Source organism: Microbacterium sp. NPDC057407 (assembly GCF_042803895.1).
Classification (GTDB): Bacteria; Actinomycetota; Actinomycetes; order Actinomycetales; family Microbacteriaceae; genus Microbacterium.
This window is the reverse complement of sequence record NZ_JBHVCA010000005.1, coordinates 204,308-224,658: the sequence shown is the minus strand read 5'-3', so window position 1 is coordinate 224,658 and position 20,351 is coordinate 204,308. Positions and strand designations below refer to the sequence as shown.

Genomic DNA, 20,351 nt, shown 5'->3' with positions numbered 1-20,351 from the left:
GCTCGAAATCCGCGCCACCGACCGCGGATCAAGTGCCGATGCGGTCGAGATCGAGGCCCTCGAGCGCCGACGGCGTGCGCAGCAGCGCGCCCTCGAACCGGCAGGTCGCGGCCGCGACATCCATCGCCGACTGCAGCGCCTCACCCCACTCCTCCTCGCTCGCCGGCTGCTTCTCGACGAGCGCCGCGATCGTCGCGGCGAACGCCGCATCCCCCGCGCCCATCGTGTCGACGATCCGACCGGGAAGCGCCGAGATCGGACGCGTGACCACGACCTCGCCGGCCTCGATCGTCGCGCCGCCCGCACCCTCGGTCGCCAGCACGGCTTCGACACCGAGGTCGATCAGCCGCGCACGCAGCGCGTCGAGCCGCTCCCCGTAGAGCAGGTTTGCATCGTCGTCGCCGACCTTCACCAGCGCCGCACCCGTAGCGAGCGAAGCGAATCCGCGCGCGAACTCCGCCTTGTCGTGCATCATGCCCGCCCGGGGGTTCGGGTCGATCGCCCACCGCGTGCCGGATGACGCGATGGCATCAGACAGCTCGACGGTCTGGTCGGTGTCGTCGAACGCCACGCAGCTGACGACGACGAGCGCGGCATCCGTCATCGCCTGCCGTTCCGCATCGCCGTAACGGATGCGGCGCCGCTGGGCCGCTTCATTGAAGACGTATTCGGGCTCGCCGCCGCCGCTGCGGGTGCTGACGGCCCGGGCCGTGCCGTGCGGAGAGTCCGTGGCGATGAGGTCGACGCCGTAGTCATCGAGGTACGTGCGGATGTGCGCGCCGGGCTCGTCGTCGCCCACCATCGCGATCAGCGTCGACGGGATGCCGAGCCGCGACAGCCCGACCGCGACGTTGAGCGCCGCTCCTCCCACGAACTCCCGCACACCGGTGTCGTCGCGCAGCTCATCGATGAGGGCATCCCCCACCACCACGACCCGGGTCATCGGCGGCTCCCCGCCGTCTCGAGCACGCGGCCGACGAAGGCCTCGGTGCGGCGCCTCGTGCCGTCGATGCGCAGATCGACGCTCGCCCGCACCTCGTTCGGCGCCAGCGGCATCGCCAGCCGCACGTTCTCGTGGCAGGAGAGATCGGTGCAGATGTACGTTCCGACGCTGTCACCGTGCTCACCGGCCGACCCTGCCTTGCGGGCCGTGAACAGCGCGACCTGATCGGCGGGCTGCATGGTGTGGCACAGGTTGCACATCGCCGACCTCGCACTCGACGTGCCGTCGGCCGCCCGCAGGACCACGCCGCGCGGCTCGCCCTCCACCTCAGCGATCACGTACCCGCGGCCGCGGGTGCGCGGATCGCGCCAGGCGAAGAAGTCGAGATGATCCCAGTCGGCGAGCAGGAAATCGGTCGGCAGGGCGACGATCCGCAGCTCTTCAGGTGAGGCGTTCACGAAAGACGAACGCACGTCTTCTTCGGTCAGTGGGCGCATGGCACCTCCTCGCGCCCCCAGTCTACGAACCGCGGGGGAACTCGATACCCAAACGAGGGATCCGAGCCGAAATGCGGAGAAGTGCAAGATTGCGGATGCCGCGGGGCCGAGGCATCCGTGACGCAGCACTTTTCCGGCGTTGTGCGCGGGGGGATCTCGATACACCCGCTGCGCGGGCACTCGATCTGCGGGAAGGGGTGACCCGCTGCGCGGGCACTCGATCTGCGGGACGGGGTCACCCGCGGCGCGGGCACTCGATCTGCGGGGAGGGCCCCCTCACCAGCCGAGGCGGCGCTTGACGGCGTCGGCGGCGGCGGTCGGGAACTCGTCCCAGCCGGGCTCGAGGATCTCCCGGGTCAGAGCGAACAGCGCACGAGCCGCTTCCTCAACCGGGCGCTCGACGGCGTCGGCGATCCGCGCACCCCACTCGGGGAAGTCCCGCTCGAACCGGCGCACCGGGTCAATCGTGTCCCGCACCGACGTCGACGACTCCGTGAACCGGCCACGGATCGCCCGCACCAGCAGCTGCACAGCCCACTGCCGGATGAACTGCCCGCCGTTCAGCACCTCGCCCCGTCGCACGCGCCCCACGCCGATCAGCAGCTTGACCAGCACGAGCCGCACGTCGTTCGCCGGGTCGAACCGGTCCCCCGCAGCCGCCCGCGCCCGCGACTCCGCGATCAGCCTGGCCGTGGTCCCTGCCGCGTCGTCGACGACGACCGTCGCGTCACCGGCGAGCGCGCCCTCGAGTTCCGCGGCATCCGAGAACGCGAACTCGAACACGTGTCCGTCGTCGTACACCGCCGCGAACCCGATCTCGCCCTCCCGCGCGGTCAGCACCAGCCGGTCGTGGTCGGGCAGCCAGGTCAGGTCGGGGCGGATCTCGCGACCCCGCCCGGCTTCGGTGATCGCGAAGAAGTCGTGGTCGGACCATTCGTCACGGCGAGCGGATGCCTCGTCCGACGCCGATCCGAGCATCGCGAGTCCGATCAGCCCGTCCCGCTCGCGCACGCCGCCAGCCAGCCCCGCGCTGAGCTCGTCGAACTTTTCGGGCGACGTCACGACGACTTCACCTCGTCGGCGGGGGTGACCTCCGCGCCGTCGACGACGCCGCGCGACACCTCCGCCGTCACGGGGACGGATGCCGCGGCCGGCGCGCTCACGCCGGGGAGGCTCCACACCGCGAACGCGGGACCGTCGGCCGAGATCAGCACGGCGCCGTCGTCGGCCACCGCGAGTGTGGCGTCGCCGAACAGCGCCTGAGCGGACGCGGCACCCGCGACGGAACCGGCCGGGATCGCGGCATCCGCATCGCCCCTCGTCGCCAGCACGAGGATCGTCTCGTCCGCGGTCTCGCGCACGAACACCACCGTCTCGTCGTCGACGTGCAGCCAGCGGAAGCCGCCCGACTGCAGGGCGGGGTGCGCACGCCGCACCGCGATGAGGTCGCGGTACAGCGCGATGCGCTCGGCCACCGCGGGCTCGTCTTCGGTGCCCCACGGCATCGGGGTGCGGCTCGACTCGCCGTCGACGCCGGGCAGTCCGAACTCGTCGCCGGCATAGACGACCGGCAGCCCGGGCATCGTCAGCGAGAGGCCGACGGCCACCGGCATCGCCCCCGGAGCGGCGTGAGTCGCGAACCGGGCGGTGTCGTGCGTGTCGAGGGGCTGCATGTTGCCGAGCCGCACCCGCCACGGGATGCCCGCGGTGAACCGCGTCACCGTGTCGGCGAACTGCCGTGCGGTGTAGCGCGGGATGCCGCCGATCGGCTGCCCGAAGAACCAGGGCGCGGTCACTTCGACACCGTCGACGTCGCGGTACGGCACGTCGCTCGGCTCGCTCAGCCACCCCCACAGCGGCCGGGTGAATCCGGGGTACGTCATCGCGCCGTGCCAGCCGTCGCCCTGCAGGTCGCTGGTCGCGTCGTTGGTCGACTCGCCGAGCAGGATCGCGTCGGGGTTGATCCGCAGCATCGTCTCGCGCAGCAGCTGCCGCACGTCGGCGTTGAGGTCGACGGCACCGAGGCGGCCGGTCATGTTCGCCACGTCGATGCGCCAGCCGTCGATACGGTACGGCGGCTTCAGCCACTTGGCGACCACCGAGTCCTCGCCGGTGATGAAGCGGCGGCGCAACGCGTCCGACGACCAGTCGAACTTCGGCAGACTCGCGTAGCCGAGCCACGACACGTACTCGGTGTTGCCGTCGTCGGTGAAGTAGTAGAACTCCTCCTCCGGCGCACCAGGGTGGCCGAACGCCGCGCGGAACCACTCGTGACTGTCACCGGAATGGTTGCTCGTGAGATCGCCGATGACCCGGATGCCGCGGGCATGCGCCGCCTCGATGAGCGCGATGTAGGTGTCGTCCCCGCCGAGCAGCGGGTCGACGCGGTCGAAGCTGCCCGCGTCGTAGCGGTGGTTCGACTCGGCGGGGAAGATCGGCGTCAGATACAGCAGGTTCACGCCGAGCGCCGTCAGATGGTCGAGCTTCTCGATCACTCCGTGCAGGTCGCCGCCGTAGAACTGCTGCGAGCGCGCCGGCATGACCGGCTCCACCGGGTCGGTCCACTCGGCGGGGATGGCCCACTCCGGCGTCGGGTGCTCGTCGGCGTGGGCCGATCGCGCGAACCGGTCGGGGAAGACCTGGTACATCACCGACTCGGTGAGCCACGCGGGCGGTGCCGGGTACGCCACGAGCGCGAAGTCGTCGGCGTCCACCGTCTCGATGCGGTGCAGCCCCGCCTGGTTCAGCCACTCCACCGTGCCGTCCTCGTGCTGCAGCAGCCATCGGTACCCGTGCCGCGGGTTGCGCACGGCGACCGGCGCCTCCCACCAGTCCCACCCGTCGTGCGTGCCGAGCAGAGTGGCGTCGGACCACTCCGGCTCGTGGTCGGGGTTCGACCGGGTGCGCACCGCCGCGAGCGGGCCGTAGCCGTGCGGCACGCGCAGCCGCACGAGCACGAGATCGCCGAGCGCGGGCGCCTGGTCCGACACGTACAGTGCCGAGCCGTCGTGATGGGGAGCGAGGGTCATGACAGGCCTTTCGGTGGGTCGGCAGCGCGCGCCGCCGGATGCGACGTGGTTGCACGGCCCGAGGCCATGACAGAGCCCTTGAGTTGTTTGGTGGTTTCGATTCCGGATGCCGCGGCCCGCGGCATCCGTTTACTTCACGCTGCCCGAGGTGAGACCGCTCGAAATGTAGCGCTGCGACAGGAAGAAGATCAACATCACCGGCAAGGCCGCGAGGATCGCGCCCGCCGAGAAGATCCCCCAGTTCTGCGACTGGAAGCCCGACACCAGCTGGAACAGGCCGATCGCGACCGTCTGCGTGTTCGGGTCGGTCAGGATGACGCTCGCGATGGCGAACTCGCCGATCGTCCCGATGAACACGAGCAGGCCGACGACCACGAGGATCGGCGTGACCAGCGGCAGGATGATCGTGAAGAACACGCGGGCGTGCCCGGCGCCGTCGATCTTCGCCGCCTCGTCGAGTGCCGGCGGGATCGTGTTGAAGAAGCCGTACATGAGGAACACGTTCACGCCGAGCGCCCCACCCAGGTACACGATGATGAGGCCGGCGTGGGTGCCGAGGCCGATCGCGGGGAACACGTCGCCGATCTGGATCATCAGCAGGAAGATCGCGGTGATCGCCAGCAGCTGCGGGAACATCTGCAGCACCAGCAGCGTCGCCAGGCCGAAGCGGCGCCCGGTGAACCGCATCCGCGAGAACGCGTACGCGCCGAGGGCGCACAGGAACACCGTGGCGACGCTGGTGACGATCGCGATGATCAGCGAGTTCACGTACCACGCGCCGTACGGGATCGACGGGTCGTTGAAGAGCCGCTCGTAGTTTCGGGTCGAGAACTGCGAGAACAGCTGGTTCGAGCCGGTCAGGGTGCCGATCGGGTTGAGCGACGCCGACAGGATGTAGAGGAGCGGCAGCAGCGCGAAGATGATGACCACCCACGCGACCAGGTGCCTCCACCCCTTGTCGACGAACCAGCGCCCGAACGACTGCTTGTTCCGGGGCGGGGTGACCGGGCGGTGCTCCTGGGCGAGCGCCTTGCCATAGATCTCGCCTTCGATGATCGCGCCACCGGAGAAGGCGCCGAGTGCCGCGCTTCCCGCGGCGGAACGCCCGCGAGGGGCTTCGGTCGTTTCGTCGCTCATCAGTGGATGTCCTCCAGAGCCTTGGTCCGCCGGAAGCTCACGACCGCGACGATCGTGACGACGATGAAGATCAGGATCGACAGTGCCGACGCCAGGCCGAGGTCTCGCCCGCCGCCACCGCCGAACGCCACCTTGTAGACCATCGTGATCATGATGTCGGTGGCGCCGACGTCGAGGGTCGTATCGGTGAAGCGGGGATTGCCTCGGGTCAGCATGTAGATGACGCCGAAGTTGTTGAAGTTGTACGCGAAGGTCGCGATCAGCAGGGGCGCGACGGCGACGAACAGCAACGGCAGCTTGATCGAGCGGAAGATGCGCCACGCGCTGGCTCCGTCGACCTTGCCGGCCTCGACGATGTCGTCGGGGAGCGACTGCAGCGCACCCGTGCAGACGAGGAACATGTACCCGTAGCCGAGCCACATGTTGACGAAGATGACGCTGAATCTCGCCAGCCACGGCTCGCCGAGCCACGGGATCTGCGCCCCGCCGAGGAGGACCTCGTTGATGAAGCCGAACTCCTCGTTGAGCATGCCCGCCCACACGAGACCCGTCAGGTACGCCGGGAAGGCGTAGGGCAGGATCACCAGGATGCGGTAGATCTTGCGGCCGCGGAGCGTGGGGTGGTTCAGGACGATCGCGACGAACATGCCGAGCACGAAGCAGGCGAGGGTCGACAGGGCAGCGAACGCGAAGGTCCAGATGGTCACGCGGAGGAGAGGGTCGCGGATCTGCTCGTTGGTGAAGACGTTCGCGAAGTTCTCCCACCCGATCCAGACGCGCCAGCCCGGGGTGAGGGTCTCGCCGTTCTCGGCGCGGAAGTTGCCCTCGCCGTCGTCGGAGTACACCACCCCGGTCTCGGTGTCGGTGAAGGTGTCGGCCGCCTCGTCGTACTCGAGCGCCGACGTGAACACGAAGGCGGTGCGTCCGTCGGACGTCCGCAGGGTGCCGTCGTTGAGGTCGTCCGAGACGGGCACGTTGAGCGCGAGCACCTCGTCCTGGAAGCGGATGACCTGGTTGAGGTTCAACTGCTCCCAGCCGCTCGGCGCGGCCGAAGCATCCTGAAGCGGCTGCTCGTTCGTGCCGAACGACGTGCCGCCGCCCGGCTCGGCGACCAGCAGACCGAACTGGTCGGCCTGCTTGTAGACCTCGACGGTGTACGTGGGCGAGTCGGGCACGCGCTCCTGCGACGTGCGAATGATCTGCGCGACAGCATCTTCTTTGGTGCTGTTATGCGCGTCGCCGGCGTTCGTGAAGGCGATGTAGCCGGTGTAGATGATGACGAAGATCTGGAAGATCGCCAGGAAGATGAGGCCCGGCGTCAGGTACTTGCCCGGGAGGAGCCCGGCGCGCAGGTAGATGTAGTTGACGCCGATGACGACGAGCGCAAGGGCGATCGCGGCGACCCAGTCGCCCTTCGCGATGAGGACCCACACGCCGAAGACGGTGAGGGCGTCGATGATGCCGAGGAGGATCACCTTGACGGCGAGCGCCACGAGCCCGCCGGAGGTGAAGCGCCGCTTCGGGGTCTGGAACGGATCGTCGCCCCAGCGGCTGGGTGCGGCGGTCGCGGGCGCAGCGGTCTTGAGGTCGGCCATCGAAGCGACGCTCCTTCTTCGCAGGGTCAGGGTACAGATGAGGGAAAGGCGGGTGGAGCCGCAAGGGGCCCCACCCGCCCTGCCAGAGGGAGTCGTCAGCCGATCTTGGACTGGATGTTCTCCGCGGCGGTCTGCCAGACCTGCGCGGGGTCACCCTCGCCCTTGATGAGCTGCAGCTCGGCGTTGCCCCAGTCCGACCACACGGCACCCATCTCGGGGATCGCGGGCATCGGAGCGCCGGTCTGACCGATCTCGCCGAACGCCTGCACGTCGGGGTCGTCGGCGGCAGCGGTCTCGTAGGCCGAGATCAGTGCCGGCGGGCGGCCGCCCACCTCGAAGAGGCTGAGCTGAGCGTCCTCGGTGCTGAGGTAGTTGACGATGAAGTCGGTCGCGGCCAGCGCGTTCTCCGACTTGCTCGACAGGAAGAAGCCGTTGACGCCGACGAACGGACGGGCTTCTTCGCCACCGGCGCTAGGGAGCGGGTCGATGGCGTAGTTGATGCCGGCCTCGGAGATCGCGGGGATGTTCCACGGACCCGTGAGGTAGTAGGGCGACTTGCCGGCGATGAAGAACTCGCGGGCGCGGTCACCGTCGATGTTGGCGTTGAGGATGCCCTCGGCGCCCCACTGCTTGAGCGCGGTCGCGAACTCGACACCGGCCTCGTCGCCGAGGACCAGCTGCGATGCGTCGTACGAGCCGTCGGCGTTCTGCGCGAACACCTGCGAGCCGAACGAGGTCTGCAGCGGGTAGAGGTGGTACGGGTCGCCCTGCTCGGGCGAGAGGCCCACGAGGAAGGGGTACTCGGTGCCGGCGGCACGGCCGTTGGCGATGACGTCGTCGAACGACTCGGCGGGCTCGGCCACGAGGTCGGTGTTGCGCACGAGCGCCACGTTCTCGATCGAGTAGGGGACGCCGTAGACCTTGCCGTCGTACGTCATGGCCTGGAGCGCCGCCTCGGCGAAGCCGTCGGCGACGTCGCCGAGCTCGAGCGGGGCCACGACACCGGCCGACACGTAGGCGCCGAGCTTGTCGTGGGGGCTGACGATCACGTCGGGGCCCTTGCCGGTGGGGACCTGGCTGATGAAGTCCTGGTCGACCGTGGCGAAGTCCTTGGTCACGAGCTTGACCTCGACGCCGGTCTCCTCCGTGAAGGATGCCGCGACGTCTTCGAGGGCGGGCTTGCGCTCGATGTCGACCCAGACGGTGATGGGCGTCGTGTCTGCGTTCTCGTTGCCGCTGTCGCCGCCGTTGTCTCCGCCGCCGCTCGCGCAGCCGGAGAGAACGAGCGCTCCACCGGCGATGAGCGCGCCGAAGCCGAGCACGCTCTTCTTGTTCACCTTCATCGGTGTGTGCCTCTCTGAAGTGCTGTTGGATCAGACCGGCCTCGGCCGGCGCGGGCACCGTTGAAGGCCGTTCTTCCGCTCGCAGAAACTGCAAGCGCTTACATTGTTACCACGATGCCTCTCGAAAGCAAGCGCCGGGTGTCCGCATCGATACGAGTTCGTGACGTGGAATTTCGCGGAGAATCCGCGAAATTGGCAGTTTGCAAACGCTTCCACGTAGATCGTGCCAGAGTGCCCCCCGCGCGCCGGGGTTAGAATCCCCGCATGGCTGATTCTTCGTTCGACATCGTCAGCAAGGTCGACCACCAGGAGGCCGACAATGCGCTCAACCAGGCCCGCAAAGAGGTCGAGCAGCGCTACGACTTCAAGGGCACCGGAGCCTCGATCGAGTGGAGCGGCGAGGCGATCCTGATCAAGGCGGGCACCGAGGAGCGCGCGAAGGCGGTGCTCGACGTCTTCCAGTCGAAGCTGATCAAGCGCGGCATCTCGCTGAAGAGCCTCGAGTCGGGCGAGCCGGTCCCCAGCGGCAAAGAGTTCCGCATCACCTCGACGCTCAAAGACGGCATCTCCTCCGAGAACGCCAAGAAGATCTCGAAGATCATCCGCGACGAGGGACCGAAGTCGGTCAAGTCGCAGATCCAGGGCGATGAGCTGCGCGTGCAGTCCAAGAGCCGTGACGATCTGCAGGAGGTCCAGCGGCTGTTGAAGGCGGCCGACCTCGACGTCGACCTGCAGTTCGTCAACTACCGCTAGCCGGCTCTCACACTCTCAGATCCGCCGGCCGCCCTCGCGGCGATCGTGGTCACGACGTCGCCCGAGCGGAGGCGTCCGCTGCCCCCTTGGTGCGGAGATCGTCCCGACGCATGCGGACCGCACGCCAGATCAGGAAGGCGCCCGCCGCGACGACTGCGCTCGGCCACAGGACATTCAGAGCGATGATCCAGTCCGCCGAAGTGAACAGCACAGCGAGCCCGCCGACCGCCAGCACGGCGGCCGGGATGTAGGCCCACCACCGCCGCCCGGCCCCGCCGGGAAGCACGGCGACGAGCAGGAAGGTCAGCGCCGCGCCGAAGAGGAAGATCGCGCCGGACACGGCTCCGTCCACCGCCGTGGCCGCTCCCGTCACGACGGCCAGGGTCAGCAGGATTCCTCCCGGGATCAACGCCCACCAGCGACCGTGATCGCGAATGTAGATGGCGCCGAACCCGACGCCGAGGGCCGCCAGCATCGGGACCTCCGTCCACTGTCCCGCGCCCTGCGGATCTAGCTCCATGAGTCGGCTCACCGCCGCACCCAGCAGTGCAGCACTGGGAATCGCCGCCCACCACGAGCGCCGCTCGGTGAAGAACACGTATCCGAACGCCGCCGCGCCACCGGCGAGCACGATGGCCCACAGGGCCGGCTGGCTGACCACCACCCCCGTCGTCTCCAGAAGCAGCAACACCCCGGCCGCCAGAACGAGTGCGCCCAGGATCGCCACCACCGCGGGCTTCTTCATTGCGATCTCCTTACTTCTCGGCGTCGGCAGTCGTGTCGGCAGCGGTGCCGTCGTCAGGATCCGGTCGGCGGACGCATCAGGTCGGCGGTGTGGTACGTGAACACGAGGCGCGCCGGCACGGTGCCGGAGAGCACCTCTTCCACGGAGTCGTTGACGCGGTCGAGGTCGCGAGTCTCGGCGATGACCCTCGTGCGCCCGGCTGCGTGGAGATCGAAGACCTCGACGAGATCCTGGCGGGTGCCGACGATCGAGCCGATCACGCTGATGCCCTTGAGCACCGTCTCGAAGATGGGCAGGGTGATCTCGCCGTGCGCGGGGAGCGAGACCAGCACGAGGCGTCCGCCGCGATTGAGCGAGTCGAACGCCTGTCGGAACACGCTGGGCGCCACGGCCAGCACGACCGCGACATCCGCTCCTCCCCACTCGTTGATCGCCTTCACTGGATCGGCGAGCTCAGCGTTCACGACATGGTCGGCTCCCAGGTCGGTGGCGAGGTCGAGCTTCTCCTGCGTGACATCGACCGCGACGACCTTCGCGCCGACGAGCCGGGCGTACTGCACGGCGAGGTGCCCGAGTCCGCCGACGCCGAAGACGGCGACGGTCTCTCCCGGCGTGACGCGGGCGTTCTTGATCGCGGCGTACGTCGTGACGCCCGCGCACGTGAGCGGCGCGGCGTCGAGGGGGCTGATGCCATCCGGCACCGGAACCGCGAAACGGGCGTCGGCGAGCATGTACTCCGCGTAGCCTCCCGGCACGCCGTAGCCGTTGTTGTACTGCTTCTCGCACAGGTTCTCGCGGCCGTCGACGCAGTAGCGGCACTCTCCGCAGGCATGACCCAGCCACGGCATCGCGACGCGCTGACCGATCTCGCGCGTGGTCACACCCTCGCCGAGCCCCTCGATGATGCCGACGCCTTCGTGTCCGGGTGTCAGTGGCAGGTTCGGCTTCGCGGGCCAATCGCCGCGCATGGCGTGGATGTCGGTGTGGCAGAGCCCGCAGGCCTCGAGGCGCACCAGCACCTGACCGGAACCCGGCCGCGGCACCTCGCGCTCCTCGACGGTGGCGGGTGCTCCGAACTCTGCGACGACTGCTGCCCTCATGATCTCTCCTCGGCTTCGGGGTCGTCGTCAGTCTTCGCGCTGCGCCGCGGCATGCGGGTACAAGGTCCCGCCGAGTTTCATCGCGGTGCCGGATGCCGCATCCAAGTCCGGCCCTGGGAGAGAACAACTCTTCAGCGGGTGAACTCGCACCCGCCCTTTGGGAGAGGGAAAGTCCAATGAAGCGCATTCTCGCAACCGGAGCGATCGTCGCTCTGTCGGTCTTCGGCTTCGCCGGAGCAGCCCAGGCCGCACCCGCCGATGCGGCCTGTTTCGGCCAGATCCACAAGACGATCAACACCGAAGGCGCACTCGGGTTCACCGGCGTCGGCGAGGTCGTCAAGGCCATCGGCGGCCAGGGCAAGAACGCCGTCGCGCGCGGTCTCTGCGACTGATTCGTCAGCCTTCCCGGCGGCCCGGGCGCGATGCGTCCGGGCCGTCACTCATCCATTGAGGCGGCGCCGTGATCGTGAGCGAGGATCGCCTCCAGTCACCCCGCGAGGTGCTCGGTCAGGCCGTGCCCCCACTCCCGCGCCCGCTCCAACTCCCCCTCGACGAGAGGGCCCTCGTACCCCTCCACGAGAAAGCTCGCCGGCTCGGCCGCATCGAAACTCCGCTCCTTCGCGAGGCGGGTGGCGGCATGCGACGCAGCACCCGGCAGGAGTGCCATGTCGTCGACGCGGGTGTCGAACGCCGCGAAGGCGAGTCTGCGCTCCGATGACGGCAGATGCTCCAGCCACTCGCGGACTCCTTCCGGCACATCGGTGAAGGCTCCACCCCTGCGGGCGGCTTTGCGGCGCGTGCCGACCCTCGACAGCGAGAACACGTGCGTGGGGGCTCCGACCACGACGAGGTCGACATCCGGCGGGATCGATTCAGGCGCATCCACCACATCGGTGATGGTGACGTCCTCGCCGTCCGCCATTCCGTCGGCGACCGCCTGCGCGATCTGGGCCGTGTTCCCGAACATGGACTCGTAGACGACGAGCGCTCGCATCGATGCTCCTTCCGGACGCGGTTGCCATCACCCGCGCCCCTCAGCGTTGTCGTCCCTCCGGGCGGATGTCGGGTCTTTGGTCCTCCGGCTCCCGGGTCGTCGCCGCACTCCGGCAGGACCTTCGGCCCGGTGGTGAACGGCTCGGTGTCCCAGCATGGAGCCATGCCCGACATGGCCGAGCCCCCGGGCGACGCCGGGCGGCGGCATCCGCTCCCCTGGTCTCGCCCGGGATTGCTGGTGGGCGTCGACGGATCGCCGGCGTCTCTCGATGCGCTGCGGCTCGCGGTCCGCATGGGGCCCGCACTCGACCTTCCGGTTCACGCACTGGCGGTCTGGTACTACTCGAGTCCGCTCGAGGGTCACCGCTCTTCTGCTCCCGCCGACTCGCGCCCCGAGATGGACGCTCGAGCCGTGGTGGATGCCGTCCGCCGCGACGTCTTCCCGAGCGCGCCACCGGAGTGGTTCAGCGTGGGGATCGAACGGGGACGGCCCGCATTCGTGCTCCTGGAGCACTCACCCGACTGCGAGATGCTCATCATCGGGAGTCGCGGCCACGGCGGGTTCGCCGGGCTGCTGTTGGGCTCGGTGAGTTCGATCTGCGTACGTCATGCGTTGTGCCCGGTGCTCATCGTTCCCGCTGAGCATGCAGTGACGGCGGCGAGCCGATGAACCGAGAGGACATGTCCACAGCGGTGAAGATCGAGAACCGCGCGGCGGTCCGCACGGCCGGTGTGCGGCGGACCGTGCCCATGGAGGCGCTCACCGGGTTCTTCTCGGATGCGTTCACGCAGACGATGCGAGCGATGACAGCGCAGGGCGTCATGCCGGCCGGGCCGCCCTTCGGCAAGTACTACGGCGCGCCGACGGCGACGATCGACGTCGAGGCGGGGTTCCCGGTCGCGCAGGCGATCGAACCGTCCGGTGAGGTCGTGCCCGGCTCGCTTCCCGGTGGGTCCATCGCCGAAGCCGAACACATCGGCAGCTACGACGACATGGAGCGCACGTATGCGGTGATGGAGCAGTTCATCCGCGACGCCGGACTCACGCCCGGGCCGATCATGTGGGAAAGCTACCTCACGGGTCCGGATGCCGAACCCGACCCCCGCGCTTGGCGGACAGTCATCTCGTGGCCCGTCGCGGCGTGACCGCCCTCATCGCGTAGCCGCGCTTCTCGCCTCTCATGCCGGTTCGCCCGCGGACCAGCTGCCAGGGGCTCACCGCCGGCCGGGCCACGCCCGCGCGGAGACGGCGGACTTCCAGATCGCGTCGACGAGGATCACCGCCGGGACTGCGGCGCCCGCGACGAGCCACCCCAGCGGCGAGGGCCACGTGCCGCCCAGCAGTTCGGCCACCGGCTCGATGCCCAAGAATGCGATGAGAAGCAGGGCCTGGGCACCGACGGCGTACAGCACGAGAGGGTTGTCGGACAGCCTCAAGCGCCACACCGGGCGAGTCGTGCTCCGGCATGCGAAGGCGTTGGCGATCTGGCCCAAGGCGATCGCAGCGAATGCCGTGCCCGAGGCGGTGGCCAGGACTTCCGGCGTCACGGCGGCTCCCCATCGCCATCCCGACGCCGCGAGGACGGTGAGGAAGGCGGCGAGCGCCACCGTCGCCTCGACGAGGCCCAGAACGAGGAACGCCCGGGTGAGCAAGCTGCGATCCACGAGCGAACGGCTTCGGTGGCCGCGCATGACATCGTCGCGCGCCGGCTCTGCGCCCAGAGCGAGCGCGGGGAGCATATCGCTGCCGATGTCGAGGGCGATCACCTGCAGCACGCCGATCGCGAGCGGAATCGACCCGCCGCTGAGCGCCCACACGACGAACGGAGCGAGTTCGGCCACGTTGTCGGTGAGGTGGTAGGTGAGAAAACGCCGGACATTCTTGAACGTCGCCCGGCCGAGCTCGATGGCCAGCACGATGGTCGCGAAGTGATCGTCGAGCACCACGAGGTCGGCCGCTTCCCGGGCGACGTCGCTGCCACCTGCCCCCATCGCCACTCCGACGTCGGCCTCGCGAAGAGCCGGGGCGTCGTTGACGCCGTCCCCGGTCATGGCGACGACGTGACCCTTGCTGCGGAGCGCGCGGGCGATTCGCAGCTTGTCTGCGGGCGTGGCTCGCGCGACCACCACCCCGTCTTCCCTGTCGAGCGCGCCAGCGAGCGCGACGTCGTCAGCGGGCAGCACCGGGCCCTCGAGAACAGCCCCATGCGGCCCCAACAGGCCCACTTCGCGGGCGATCGCCTCTCCGGTCCACGGGTGGTCGCCCGTGATCATGGCGATCCGGACACCGGCCGAACGGCATTTCTGCAGAGCCTCCGCGACACCTTCGCGCGGAGGGTCTTCGAGGGCGACGAGGCCGATCAGCTCGAGGCCACGCTCCATCTCCGGTGACACGTCGCCATGCCAGCTCCTGGTCGCGACGGCGAGCACGCGGCGGCCCCTCCCGGTCAGCTCCCTCACCGCCGTATGCATCCGCTCCGGCACCGTGTCGCATCGCGCGAAGACGGCTTCCGTGGCGCCGATGACAGACACCCGGTCGTCGGACAGCGCTGAACTGATCATGCGTTCGGGTGAGTAGGGCGCTCGGCCGACCACCGGTTCGTCCGCCACGCCAACGCGGAGGGCGAGGCAGTGGAACGCGGCCTCCATCGGATCACCCGTCGCCTCCCAGCCCTGCGGGCCCCCGACGACGCGTCCCGTCACACAGCGCAGCGCGGCTTCGGCGATCGTCGGCACGAGTGATTTCGCAGCATGGTCCCCGTCGAGTTCGGCTCTCGGCTCGTAGCCGTCCCCGTGGACGCTCACCGCTCCCGCGAGCGTCACCACCTCGACCACGCTCATGCGGTTCTGCGTGAGGGTGCCGGTCTTGTCTGTGCAGATGAACGTCGTCGCTCCGAGCGATTCGACGGCGTCCAGCCGGCGCACGAGTGCGTTCTGCGCCGCCATCCTCTGCGCCCCCCGGGCCAGAGAGAGCGTCACTGTGGGAAGGAGCCCTTCGGGGATGAGAGCCACGGCCACGCCGACGGCGAAGATGAAGGCGCTGCTGACCGAGAGCCCCAGCGCAACCGATGCGATGCCGAGCCCCGCGCCGACGACGGTAGCGATGACGGCAACGACCCTGACCACGCGCCGAAGCTCCACCGTCAGCGGGCTGGGCGGCCGGTCGGCGTCGGCCACGAGCCTTCCGATCTCGGCCAATCCGGTGCGGTCCCCTGTCGCGGTCACCACCGCCGTCGCTTCCCCCTGGATGACGAACGTGCCGCTGCGGAGCCCATCGCCGATACGCCTCGGCACGGCGGTGCTCTCGCCGGTGACGAGCGACTCGTCGAGTCTGAGGTCGTCGGCGGTGACGACCTGCAGGTCGGCTCCGACGCGGTCCCCGGGAGTGAGGAGGACCACGTCGCCCGGGACCAGGTCGACCATGGGGATCTGAACCGGGACCCCGTCGCGCAGCACCCGCGCCCTGGTCGGCAGGAGGTCGCGCAGGCGCTCCGCGGAGCGATCGGCCCGGTATTCCTGCAGGAAGGCGAAGCCGGCGTTCAGCAGCACGATCACCACGATGGCGACTGCGAGTTCCGGCGTACCGGCCATCAACGCGAGGGCTGCCGCCGCCCAGAGCAGGAGTGCGAGCAGGTGCGTCAACTGCTCGAGAACCATTCGCACGGGTGATCTGCGGCGCGGCGGCGCGACGACGTTCGGCCCGGCGAGCGCGAGCCTCGCGCTCGCCTCGGCGGAGGTCAGGCCCTCGCGAGGAGCGTCCGGTCGGGTGGCGCCCTCAGCCGCGGACGACTTCACCCGAGCCCCACACGTTCGTGTCGAGCCGAGGGTCACCGTGGTAGATGACGCGCCCGCTCCCGGCGATCTCGGCGACGAGGGAGTCGTGCGCGGTGAGTTCGACGTCGCCCGATCCTCGTATCACGACCGAGCCGGCGGCTGCGTCGACCTCGGTCGCGTCGACGTCGCCGCTCCCGTCGATCTCCACGACGATCTCATCGGCCGACCCGTGAAGCCGGACGTTGCCCGACCCTGCCACCCGCACCTCCACGCGGTCGCTGGAGAGTTCGGACCAGGACACGTCCCCCGATCCGTTGACCTCGATGCGGATGGAGCCGTTACCCGGGACCGCCACCTCGGCGTCGCCGGACCCGTTCACGTCCACCTCGGTGAGCGCGGGCAGGGTCAGGTCGTACGCGGCGCTCCAGCCGGTGAGCGACATCCCGGGGGCGGAGCCCAGCACCAGGATTCCGTCGTGCGTCTGCGAGGTGAGAGCCTGCAACGCAGCCTCCGGTGCACGCACAGTCAGCCCGGGCTCACCCTCGATGACGGCGAGATCGCCGGAGGTGCCCAGGACGACCGCGGTCACGTCGTCGTCGACGGGGCGCTCTTCGAAGGCGATCGGTCCTGGAGCGATCACGGGCATGCATCCGCTGAGGAGGAGGACGGATGCCGCGACTGCCGTCATTCGGACGCTCTTGGTGGCGGTCACCGTCGGCGGAACCACGGCCCTCACGCGTGCCCCGGGTGGAGGGAATCGGAGAATGTCGCCCGGCACAGCGCGGCGCCGGTGATGAAGAGGCCGATCACCGAGATGACGTAGACGGCATAGGGCGCGATCATCAGCAGCAGCGGGGCGCCGGCCGGCGGTGTCGCGCCGGAGGCGAGTCCGGTGGCGTCGGCGATCCAGATGGTGCCCCCGAAGGAGACCACCGCGGCGGCTGCGAGAACGCCCGCGACGATGCTCAGGCGATCTGCGACGAAGGCAGCCGCCATCGTCACCGCGGCCCCCACGAGAACCACGACGAACAGTTCGCCCGGCATCAGCGCATCGAAGCGCAGCTGGCCGGTGCTCGCGACTGACACCAGCGCGAGGGCGAGGGGGGCCGCCAGGGGGATCCCGGTGATAGCCGTGCCGGAGACGGCGAGCGCTCGGCTGGTTGTCGTTCGGGCACTGGCGTTCATGGCGTCGTCCTTCCCTCGAGCCTTCATCCGGCCGGCGCGTGGTGCGGCCGGACGATCAGGACGGGGCAGTGCGAGTGGGCGGCACACGCCGAGCTCACCGAACCGAGCAGCAGGCCGGCGAAGCCGCCATGCCCCCGACTGCCGACCACGAGCATCTCGCTCTGTCGGGAGGCTGCGACGAGCTGCGCGGCGGCGCCGCCCTGCCTCGTCGCCACTTCGAACCAGTCCGGTGCCCCGTCCGGGAAGAGCTTCGCTGCCTCGAGCCGAGCGAGCTCCTTCGCGCCCTCCTCGAGGCGCTCGATCTCTTCGGGCACGTACCAGTCCCCCCAGGCGAGCGCGGGATAGTCCCAGACCACCAGAGCACGGAGCGGGAGACCGAGCTTCGGAGCGAGGTCCGCGGCGTAGCGGAGCGCCGCGCGCGCCGGCTCCGATCCGTCGACGCCCACGACGATTCCGGATTCGACCCCCGGGAACGCTTCGGCAGGAACGGGTTCTGGCGTCGGCTGAGTCTCTGACATGCCGCCATCGTGCTCCGCCGCACATCTCGGCGGAGGGTCGAAAGTCCCGCTCCGCCGGAGAACGCGGGTCGGAGCACTCCGGACCCGGTCGATGGTGAGGTGTGGCGATCCTGCTGACGCCGTCGGGTGGCGGGGAGACGCCCTCAGGGGCGCCTCCCCTAGCTGCAGCAGCCGCGGGATCCATGGACGCAGCTCGTCGGAACCCCGTCAGTCTTCGGCTGCACGGGCGCGACCCGCGTGGGGGACGGTAGTCGACACCCCGCGGGCACCTCGGGACGAGGGTCCCGCCGCCCCTCGGGCCTCACGACGTCCCAGCGCTCGGAGGGCCCACAGGATCGACACGACGTCGACCACCTCCTGAAGAAGCGCGCCGATGAGCGCGGGCAGAAAGCCGAAGGCGGCCACGAACATGAGCACACCGCTCAGCCCCATCCCGAGCCAGATGCTCTGCAGCGCGATGCGGATCGTCGCGCGAGCGACCGCCCGCACGCTGCCGAACCCGGCGATGTCGTCCTCGAGCAGGACGACGTCGGCGGACTCGCTCGCCGCCGTGGCACCGGCGGCCCCCATGGCCACTCCCACGTCGGCAGCGGCCAGCACCGGTGCGTCGTTGACACCGTCGCCTACCATGACCACGGGCCGCACCTGCATCCCCTGCACCACCGCGACCTTGTCCGCGGGGAGGCACCCGGCATGAACGTCGTCGATGCCCACCGATGCGGCCACGTGCTGCGCCGTCTGGACATCGTCGCCCGTCACCATGGCGATCACGCGAACGCCGCTCGAGCGCAAGGATTCCACCAGCGTGCGAGCGTTGGGCCTTGTGCGATCCCGGAAGACGAGCGTCGCCGCCCACACCCCGTCGATCGCCACGTACGTGGCGATCTCGCCGGGCTCGAGGTCGGGCCGGCGCACCGCCCGACCTGTCGCGGTCTCGATGAAGACCCGCTTGCCCACCAGCACTCGATGTCCGTCGACGGACGCCGAGACGCCGTGGGCCGGATTCTCCTCGGCGGACGAGGGCGTGCGCAGCGCGATGCCCTCTGACAACGCCGCTCGAACAGTCGCGTGCGCGAGCACATGCGGCGACACCTGCTCGGCGTCCGCGGCGAGCTCGAGCACTTCCGACCGCGACGCGTCTCCCTCGACGTGCACCGCCACGAGTGACGGGCGCCCGAGCGTCAGCGTGCCCGTCTTGTCGAAGACCACGGCGGGCGCGCGGTGAAGCACCTCGAACGCACCGCCGCCCTTCACGATGACGCCGTGGCGGGCAGCCCGGCTCATGCCCGCGATGAAGGCGACCGGTGCTGCCACGAGCAGCGGGCACGGAGTGGCGACGACGAGCACCTCGGCGAAGCGGGCGGGATCGCCGGTCGCCCACCACGCGGCCGCAGCGAGCGCCAGGGCGAAGGCGGTGAACGGGATCGCGTACCGGTCCGCGAGTCGCACGAGGGGCGGACGGCTGCGTGACGCCTCCTCGACGATGCGCACGATCGACTGGTACTGGCTCTCGGAGGCGAGCCGTGAAGCGATGACCGTGACCGCGGATGACCCGTTGACCGTTCCGCTGAGAAGCTCGTCTCCCGCCTTCTTCTCGACGGGGATGCTCTCGCCGGTGACCGACGACTCATCCACCACGGCCAGCGCATCCACGAGTTGCCCGTCCACCGGCACCAACTCCGCCGGGCCCACGAGGAGGCGGTCTCCCGTGCGCACCTCGTCCACGTCGATGTCGTGCACGGTGCCGGCTTCAGAGATGATGTGGGCCGTCCTCGGCGTCCGGTCTATCAGCGCGGACAGGTCATGTCGCGCGCGTCTGCCGGCGAAGTCCTCGAGCGCCTCGCCCGTCGACAGCATGAGCACGATCACCCACGCTGCCCACCATTCGCCGACCGCCAGCGTCGCGCCGATCGCCACGACAGCGAGCGCATCCACGCCGAATGCACCGCTCCGCAGCCGACGAAGCATCCCCATTGCGCTGCGCCCTGCCATAAGCAGAGCGAACCCCGCGAGCAGCCAGGTGCCCGCGGGGAGCCCGGCGATCTGCATCGCGCCTGCGACGACACCGACCGAGAGAGCGGCCCACAGGTACGGATAGGCCCGCAACGACCGGATGCCGCGGGCGAGTCCGGTCGCTCGACGCATCGACGGACGGCCGGTCACCAGAGGCCCGGATGGCGCGGTGGCAGCGAGGGGATGTTGAAGGGCACGTCGGATGGCTGCGCTGCGGGCGCGGGATCTGCGGCGACGCGATCAGCTGGATGCACGGGGCGCGACGGGGCGCGGTCGACCTTCACGAAGCGGCGACCGGTGACCGTGTGCGCTGTGAGCTTGATCACGTACGGTTTCTGGCGCGGGCTCCACGAGACGATCCTCCTCGCGCCGACCCGCTCGATCTCGGCGTCGTCGGTGAGTCGAGCGATGGCGCCGCGCACGACGACGCTCCACACCTCATCGCCCTCGCTGCCGTCGACCTCGAACCCCGCGACGGGGTGGGCGACGATGCGAAGGATTTTCGAGTCGTGCGCGGTGCGGATGTAGATCGCGCCCTCGTGCGCGACGTAGTTCACCGGGAACAGATCGGGCACGCCGTCGTCGCCGATGAGGGCCAGGCGCCCGAGGGTCTCGCTCTCGAGCAGAGTCCAGCACTCCGCGGTCGTGAGGTGTGTCGGCATGGGCGTCGTCATGGCATGTCCTCCGTCTTCATCCGAACACCGGGACCCCGGATGCCGCGGGCCC

At 69.6% G+C, this 20,351-nt stretch carries 20 protein-coding genes; 4 read left to right on the top strand and 16 right to left on the bottom strand.

Annotated elements, in window-relative coordinates:
• Positions 1 to 28 precede the first annotated feature (28 nt).
• From ACFUTX_RS14235 to ACFUTX_RS14205, 7 genes are all read right to left on the bottom strand, one after another.
• Positions 29 to 943: a PfkB family carbohydrate kinase gene (locus ACFUTX_RS14235; protein WP_378865937.1), complete on the bottom strand. Its 915-nt coding sequence runs from the start codon at positions 941 to 943 to the stop codon at positions 29 to 31.
• Positions 940 to 1,440, bottom strand: a complete 501-nt coding sequence (locus tag ACFUTX_RS14230; RefSeq protein ID WP_378865934.1) for an FBP domain-containing protein — start codon at positions 1,438 to 1,440, stop codon at positions 940 to 942. Before ACFUTX_RS14230 ends, ACFUTX_RS14235 begins: the two co-directional genes overlap by 4 nt.
• A 276-nt stretch (positions 1,441 to 1,716) precedes the next feature.
• Positions 1,717 to 2,502 carry a hypothetical protein gene (locus tag ACFUTX_RS14225; RefSeq protein ID WP_378865931.1) on the bottom strand — a complete coding sequence of 262 codons (786 nt, stop codon included), beginning with the start codon at positions 2,500 to 2,502 and terminating at the stop codon, positions 1,717 to 1,719.
• A complete protein-coding gene (locus tag ACFUTX_RS14220; RefSeq protein ID WP_378865928.1) occupies positions 2,499 to 4,469 on the bottom strand; it encodes a glycoside hydrolase family 13 protein in 1,971 nt (656 codons plus the stop codon). Before ACFUTX_RS14220 ends, ACFUTX_RS14225 begins: the two co-directional genes overlap by 4 nt.
• Before the next feature lie 129 nt (positions 4,470 to 4,598).
• Positions 4,599 to 5,606, bottom strand: coding sequence for a sugar ABC transporter permease (locus ACFUTX_RS14215; protein ID WP_378865926.1), 1,008 nt, complete (start codon positions 5,604 to 5,606; stop codon positions 4,599 to 4,601).
• Positions 5,606 to 7,201, bottom strand: a complete 1,596-nt coding sequence (locus ACFUTX_RS14210) for an ABC transporter permease subunit (protein WP_378865923.1) — start codon at positions 7,199 to 7,201, stop codon at positions 5,606 to 5,608. Before ACFUTX_RS14210 ends, ACFUTX_RS14215 begins: the two co-directional genes overlap by 1 nt.
• 95 nt (positions 7,202 to 7,296) lie before the next feature.
• Positions 7,297 to 8,544, bottom strand: coding sequence for an extracellular solute-binding protein (locus tag ACFUTX_RS14205; RefSeq protein WP_378865920.1), 1,248 nt, complete (start codon positions 8,542 to 8,544; stop codon positions 7,297 to 7,299).
• A 264-nt stretch (positions 8,545 to 8,808) separates the two neighbouring features.
• Here ACFUTX_RS14205 and ACFUTX_RS14200 point away from each other — a divergent pair, with 264 nt between their 5' ends.
• Positions 8,809 to 9,297, top strand: a complete 489-nt coding sequence (locus tag ACFUTX_RS14200) for a YajQ family cyclic di-GMP-binding protein (RefSeq protein WP_378865918.1) — start codon at positions 8,809 to 8,811, stop codon at positions 9,295 to 9,297.
• Between the two features lie 49 nt (positions 9,298 to 9,346).
• Here ACFUTX_RS14200 and ACFUTX_RS14195 read toward each other — a convergent pair whose 3' ends face one another.
• The gene (locus ACFUTX_RS14195) at positions 9,347 to 10,042 is read right to left on the bottom strand and encodes a hypothetical protein (RefSeq protein ID WP_378865915.1); all 696 of its coding nucleotides are present in this window, start codon (positions 10,040 to 10,042) and stop codon (positions 9,347 to 9,349) included.
• A gap of 53 nt (positions 10,043 to 10,095) precedes the next feature.
• On the bottom strand, positions 10,096 to 11,142 hold the full coding sequence (locus tag ACFUTX_RS14190; protein ID WP_378865912.1) for a zinc-dependent alcohol dehydrogenase: 1,047 nt from the start codon (positions 11,140 to 11,142) through the stop codon (positions 10,096 to 10,098).
• 176 nt (positions 11,143 to 11,318) lie between these two features.
• On the opposite strand from ACFUTX_RS14190, the gene ACFUTX_RS14185 reads away from it, so the two are divergent.
• Positions 11,319 to 11,534 (top strand): hypothetical protein, encoded by a 216-nt coding sequence (locus ACFUTX_RS14185; protein ID WP_378865910.1) that lies wholly within the window; start codon positions 11,319 to 11,321, stop codon positions 11,532 to 11,534.
• Between the two features lie 95 nt (positions 11,535 to 11,629).
• On the opposite strand, the gene ACFUTX_RS14180 is transcribed toward ACFUTX_RS14185, so the two are convergent.
• A complete protein-coding gene (locus ACFUTX_RS14180; RefSeq protein ID WP_378865907.1) occupies positions 11,630 to 12,136 on the bottom strand; it encodes a flavodoxin family protein in 507 nt (168 codons plus the stop codon).
• Between the two features lie 162 nt (positions 12,137 to 12,298).
• Here ACFUTX_RS14180 and ACFUTX_RS14175 point away from each other — a divergent pair, with 162 nt between their 5' ends.
• Positions 12,299 to 12,805, top strand: coding sequence for a universal stress protein (locus tag ACFUTX_RS14175; protein WP_378865904.1), 507 nt, complete (start codon positions 12,299 to 12,301; stop codon positions 12,803 to 12,805).
• A gap of 11 nt (positions 12,806 to 12,816) precedes the next feature.
• Positions 12,817 to 13,281 (top strand): GyrI-like domain-containing protein, encoded by a 465-nt coding sequence (locus ACFUTX_RS14170; protein ID WP_378865901.1) that lies wholly within the window; start codon positions 12,817 to 12,819, stop codon positions 13,279 to 13,281.
• Positions 13,282 to 13,350: 69 nt separating this feature from the next.
• On the opposite strand, the gene ACFUTX_RS14165 is transcribed toward ACFUTX_RS14170, so the two are convergent.
• The 6 genes from ACFUTX_RS14165 to ACFUTX_RS14140 all read right to left on the bottom strand — a co-directional run bounded on the left by ACFUTX_RS14165 (position 13,351) and on the right by ACFUTX_RS14140 (position 20,299).
• Positions 13,351 to 15,930 carry a cation-translocating P-type ATPase gene (locus ACFUTX_RS14165; protein ID WP_378865898.1) on the bottom strand — a complete coding sequence of 860 codons (2,580 nt, stop codon included), beginning with the start codon at positions 15,928 to 15,930 and terminating at the stop codon, positions 13,351 to 13,353.
• The gene (locus ACFUTX_RS14160; RefSeq protein ID WP_378865896.1) at positions 15,911 to 16,597 is read right to left on the bottom strand and encodes a GIN domain-containing protein; all 687 of its coding nucleotides are present in this window, start codon (positions 16,595 to 16,597) and stop codon (positions 15,911 to 15,913) included. Before ACFUTX_RS14160 ends, ACFUTX_RS14165 begins: the two co-directional genes overlap by 20 nt.
• Before the next feature lie 44 nt (positions 16,598 to 16,641).
• A complete protein-coding gene (locus ACFUTX_RS14155) occupies positions 16,642 to 17,094 on the bottom strand; it encodes a hypothetical protein (protein ID WP_378865893.1) in 453 nt (150 codons plus the stop codon).
• A gap of 23 nt (positions 17,095 to 17,117) precedes the next feature.
• On the bottom strand, positions 17,118 to 17,612 hold the full coding sequence (locus tag ACFUTX_RS14150) for a universal stress protein (RefSeq protein ID WP_378865890.1): 495 nt from the start codon (positions 17,610 to 17,612) through the stop codon (positions 17,118 to 17,120).
• A 207-nt stretch (positions 17,613 to 17,819) separates the two neighbouring features.
• The gene (locus ACFUTX_RS14145; RefSeq protein ID WP_378865888.1) at positions 17,820 to 19,757 is read right to left on the bottom strand and encodes a heavy metal translocating P-type ATPase; all 1,938 of its coding nucleotides are present in this window, start codon (positions 19,755 to 19,757) and stop codon (positions 17,820 to 17,822) included.
• Positions 19,758 to 19,771: 14 nt separating this feature from the next.
• The gene (locus ACFUTX_RS14140) at positions 19,772 to 20,299 is read right to left on the bottom strand and encodes a pyridoxamine 5'-phosphate oxidase family protein (RefSeq protein WP_378865885.1); all 528 of its coding nucleotides are present in this window, start codon (positions 20,297 to 20,299) and stop codon (positions 19,772 to 19,774) included.
• Positions 20,300 to 20,351 lie beyond the last annotated feature (52 nt).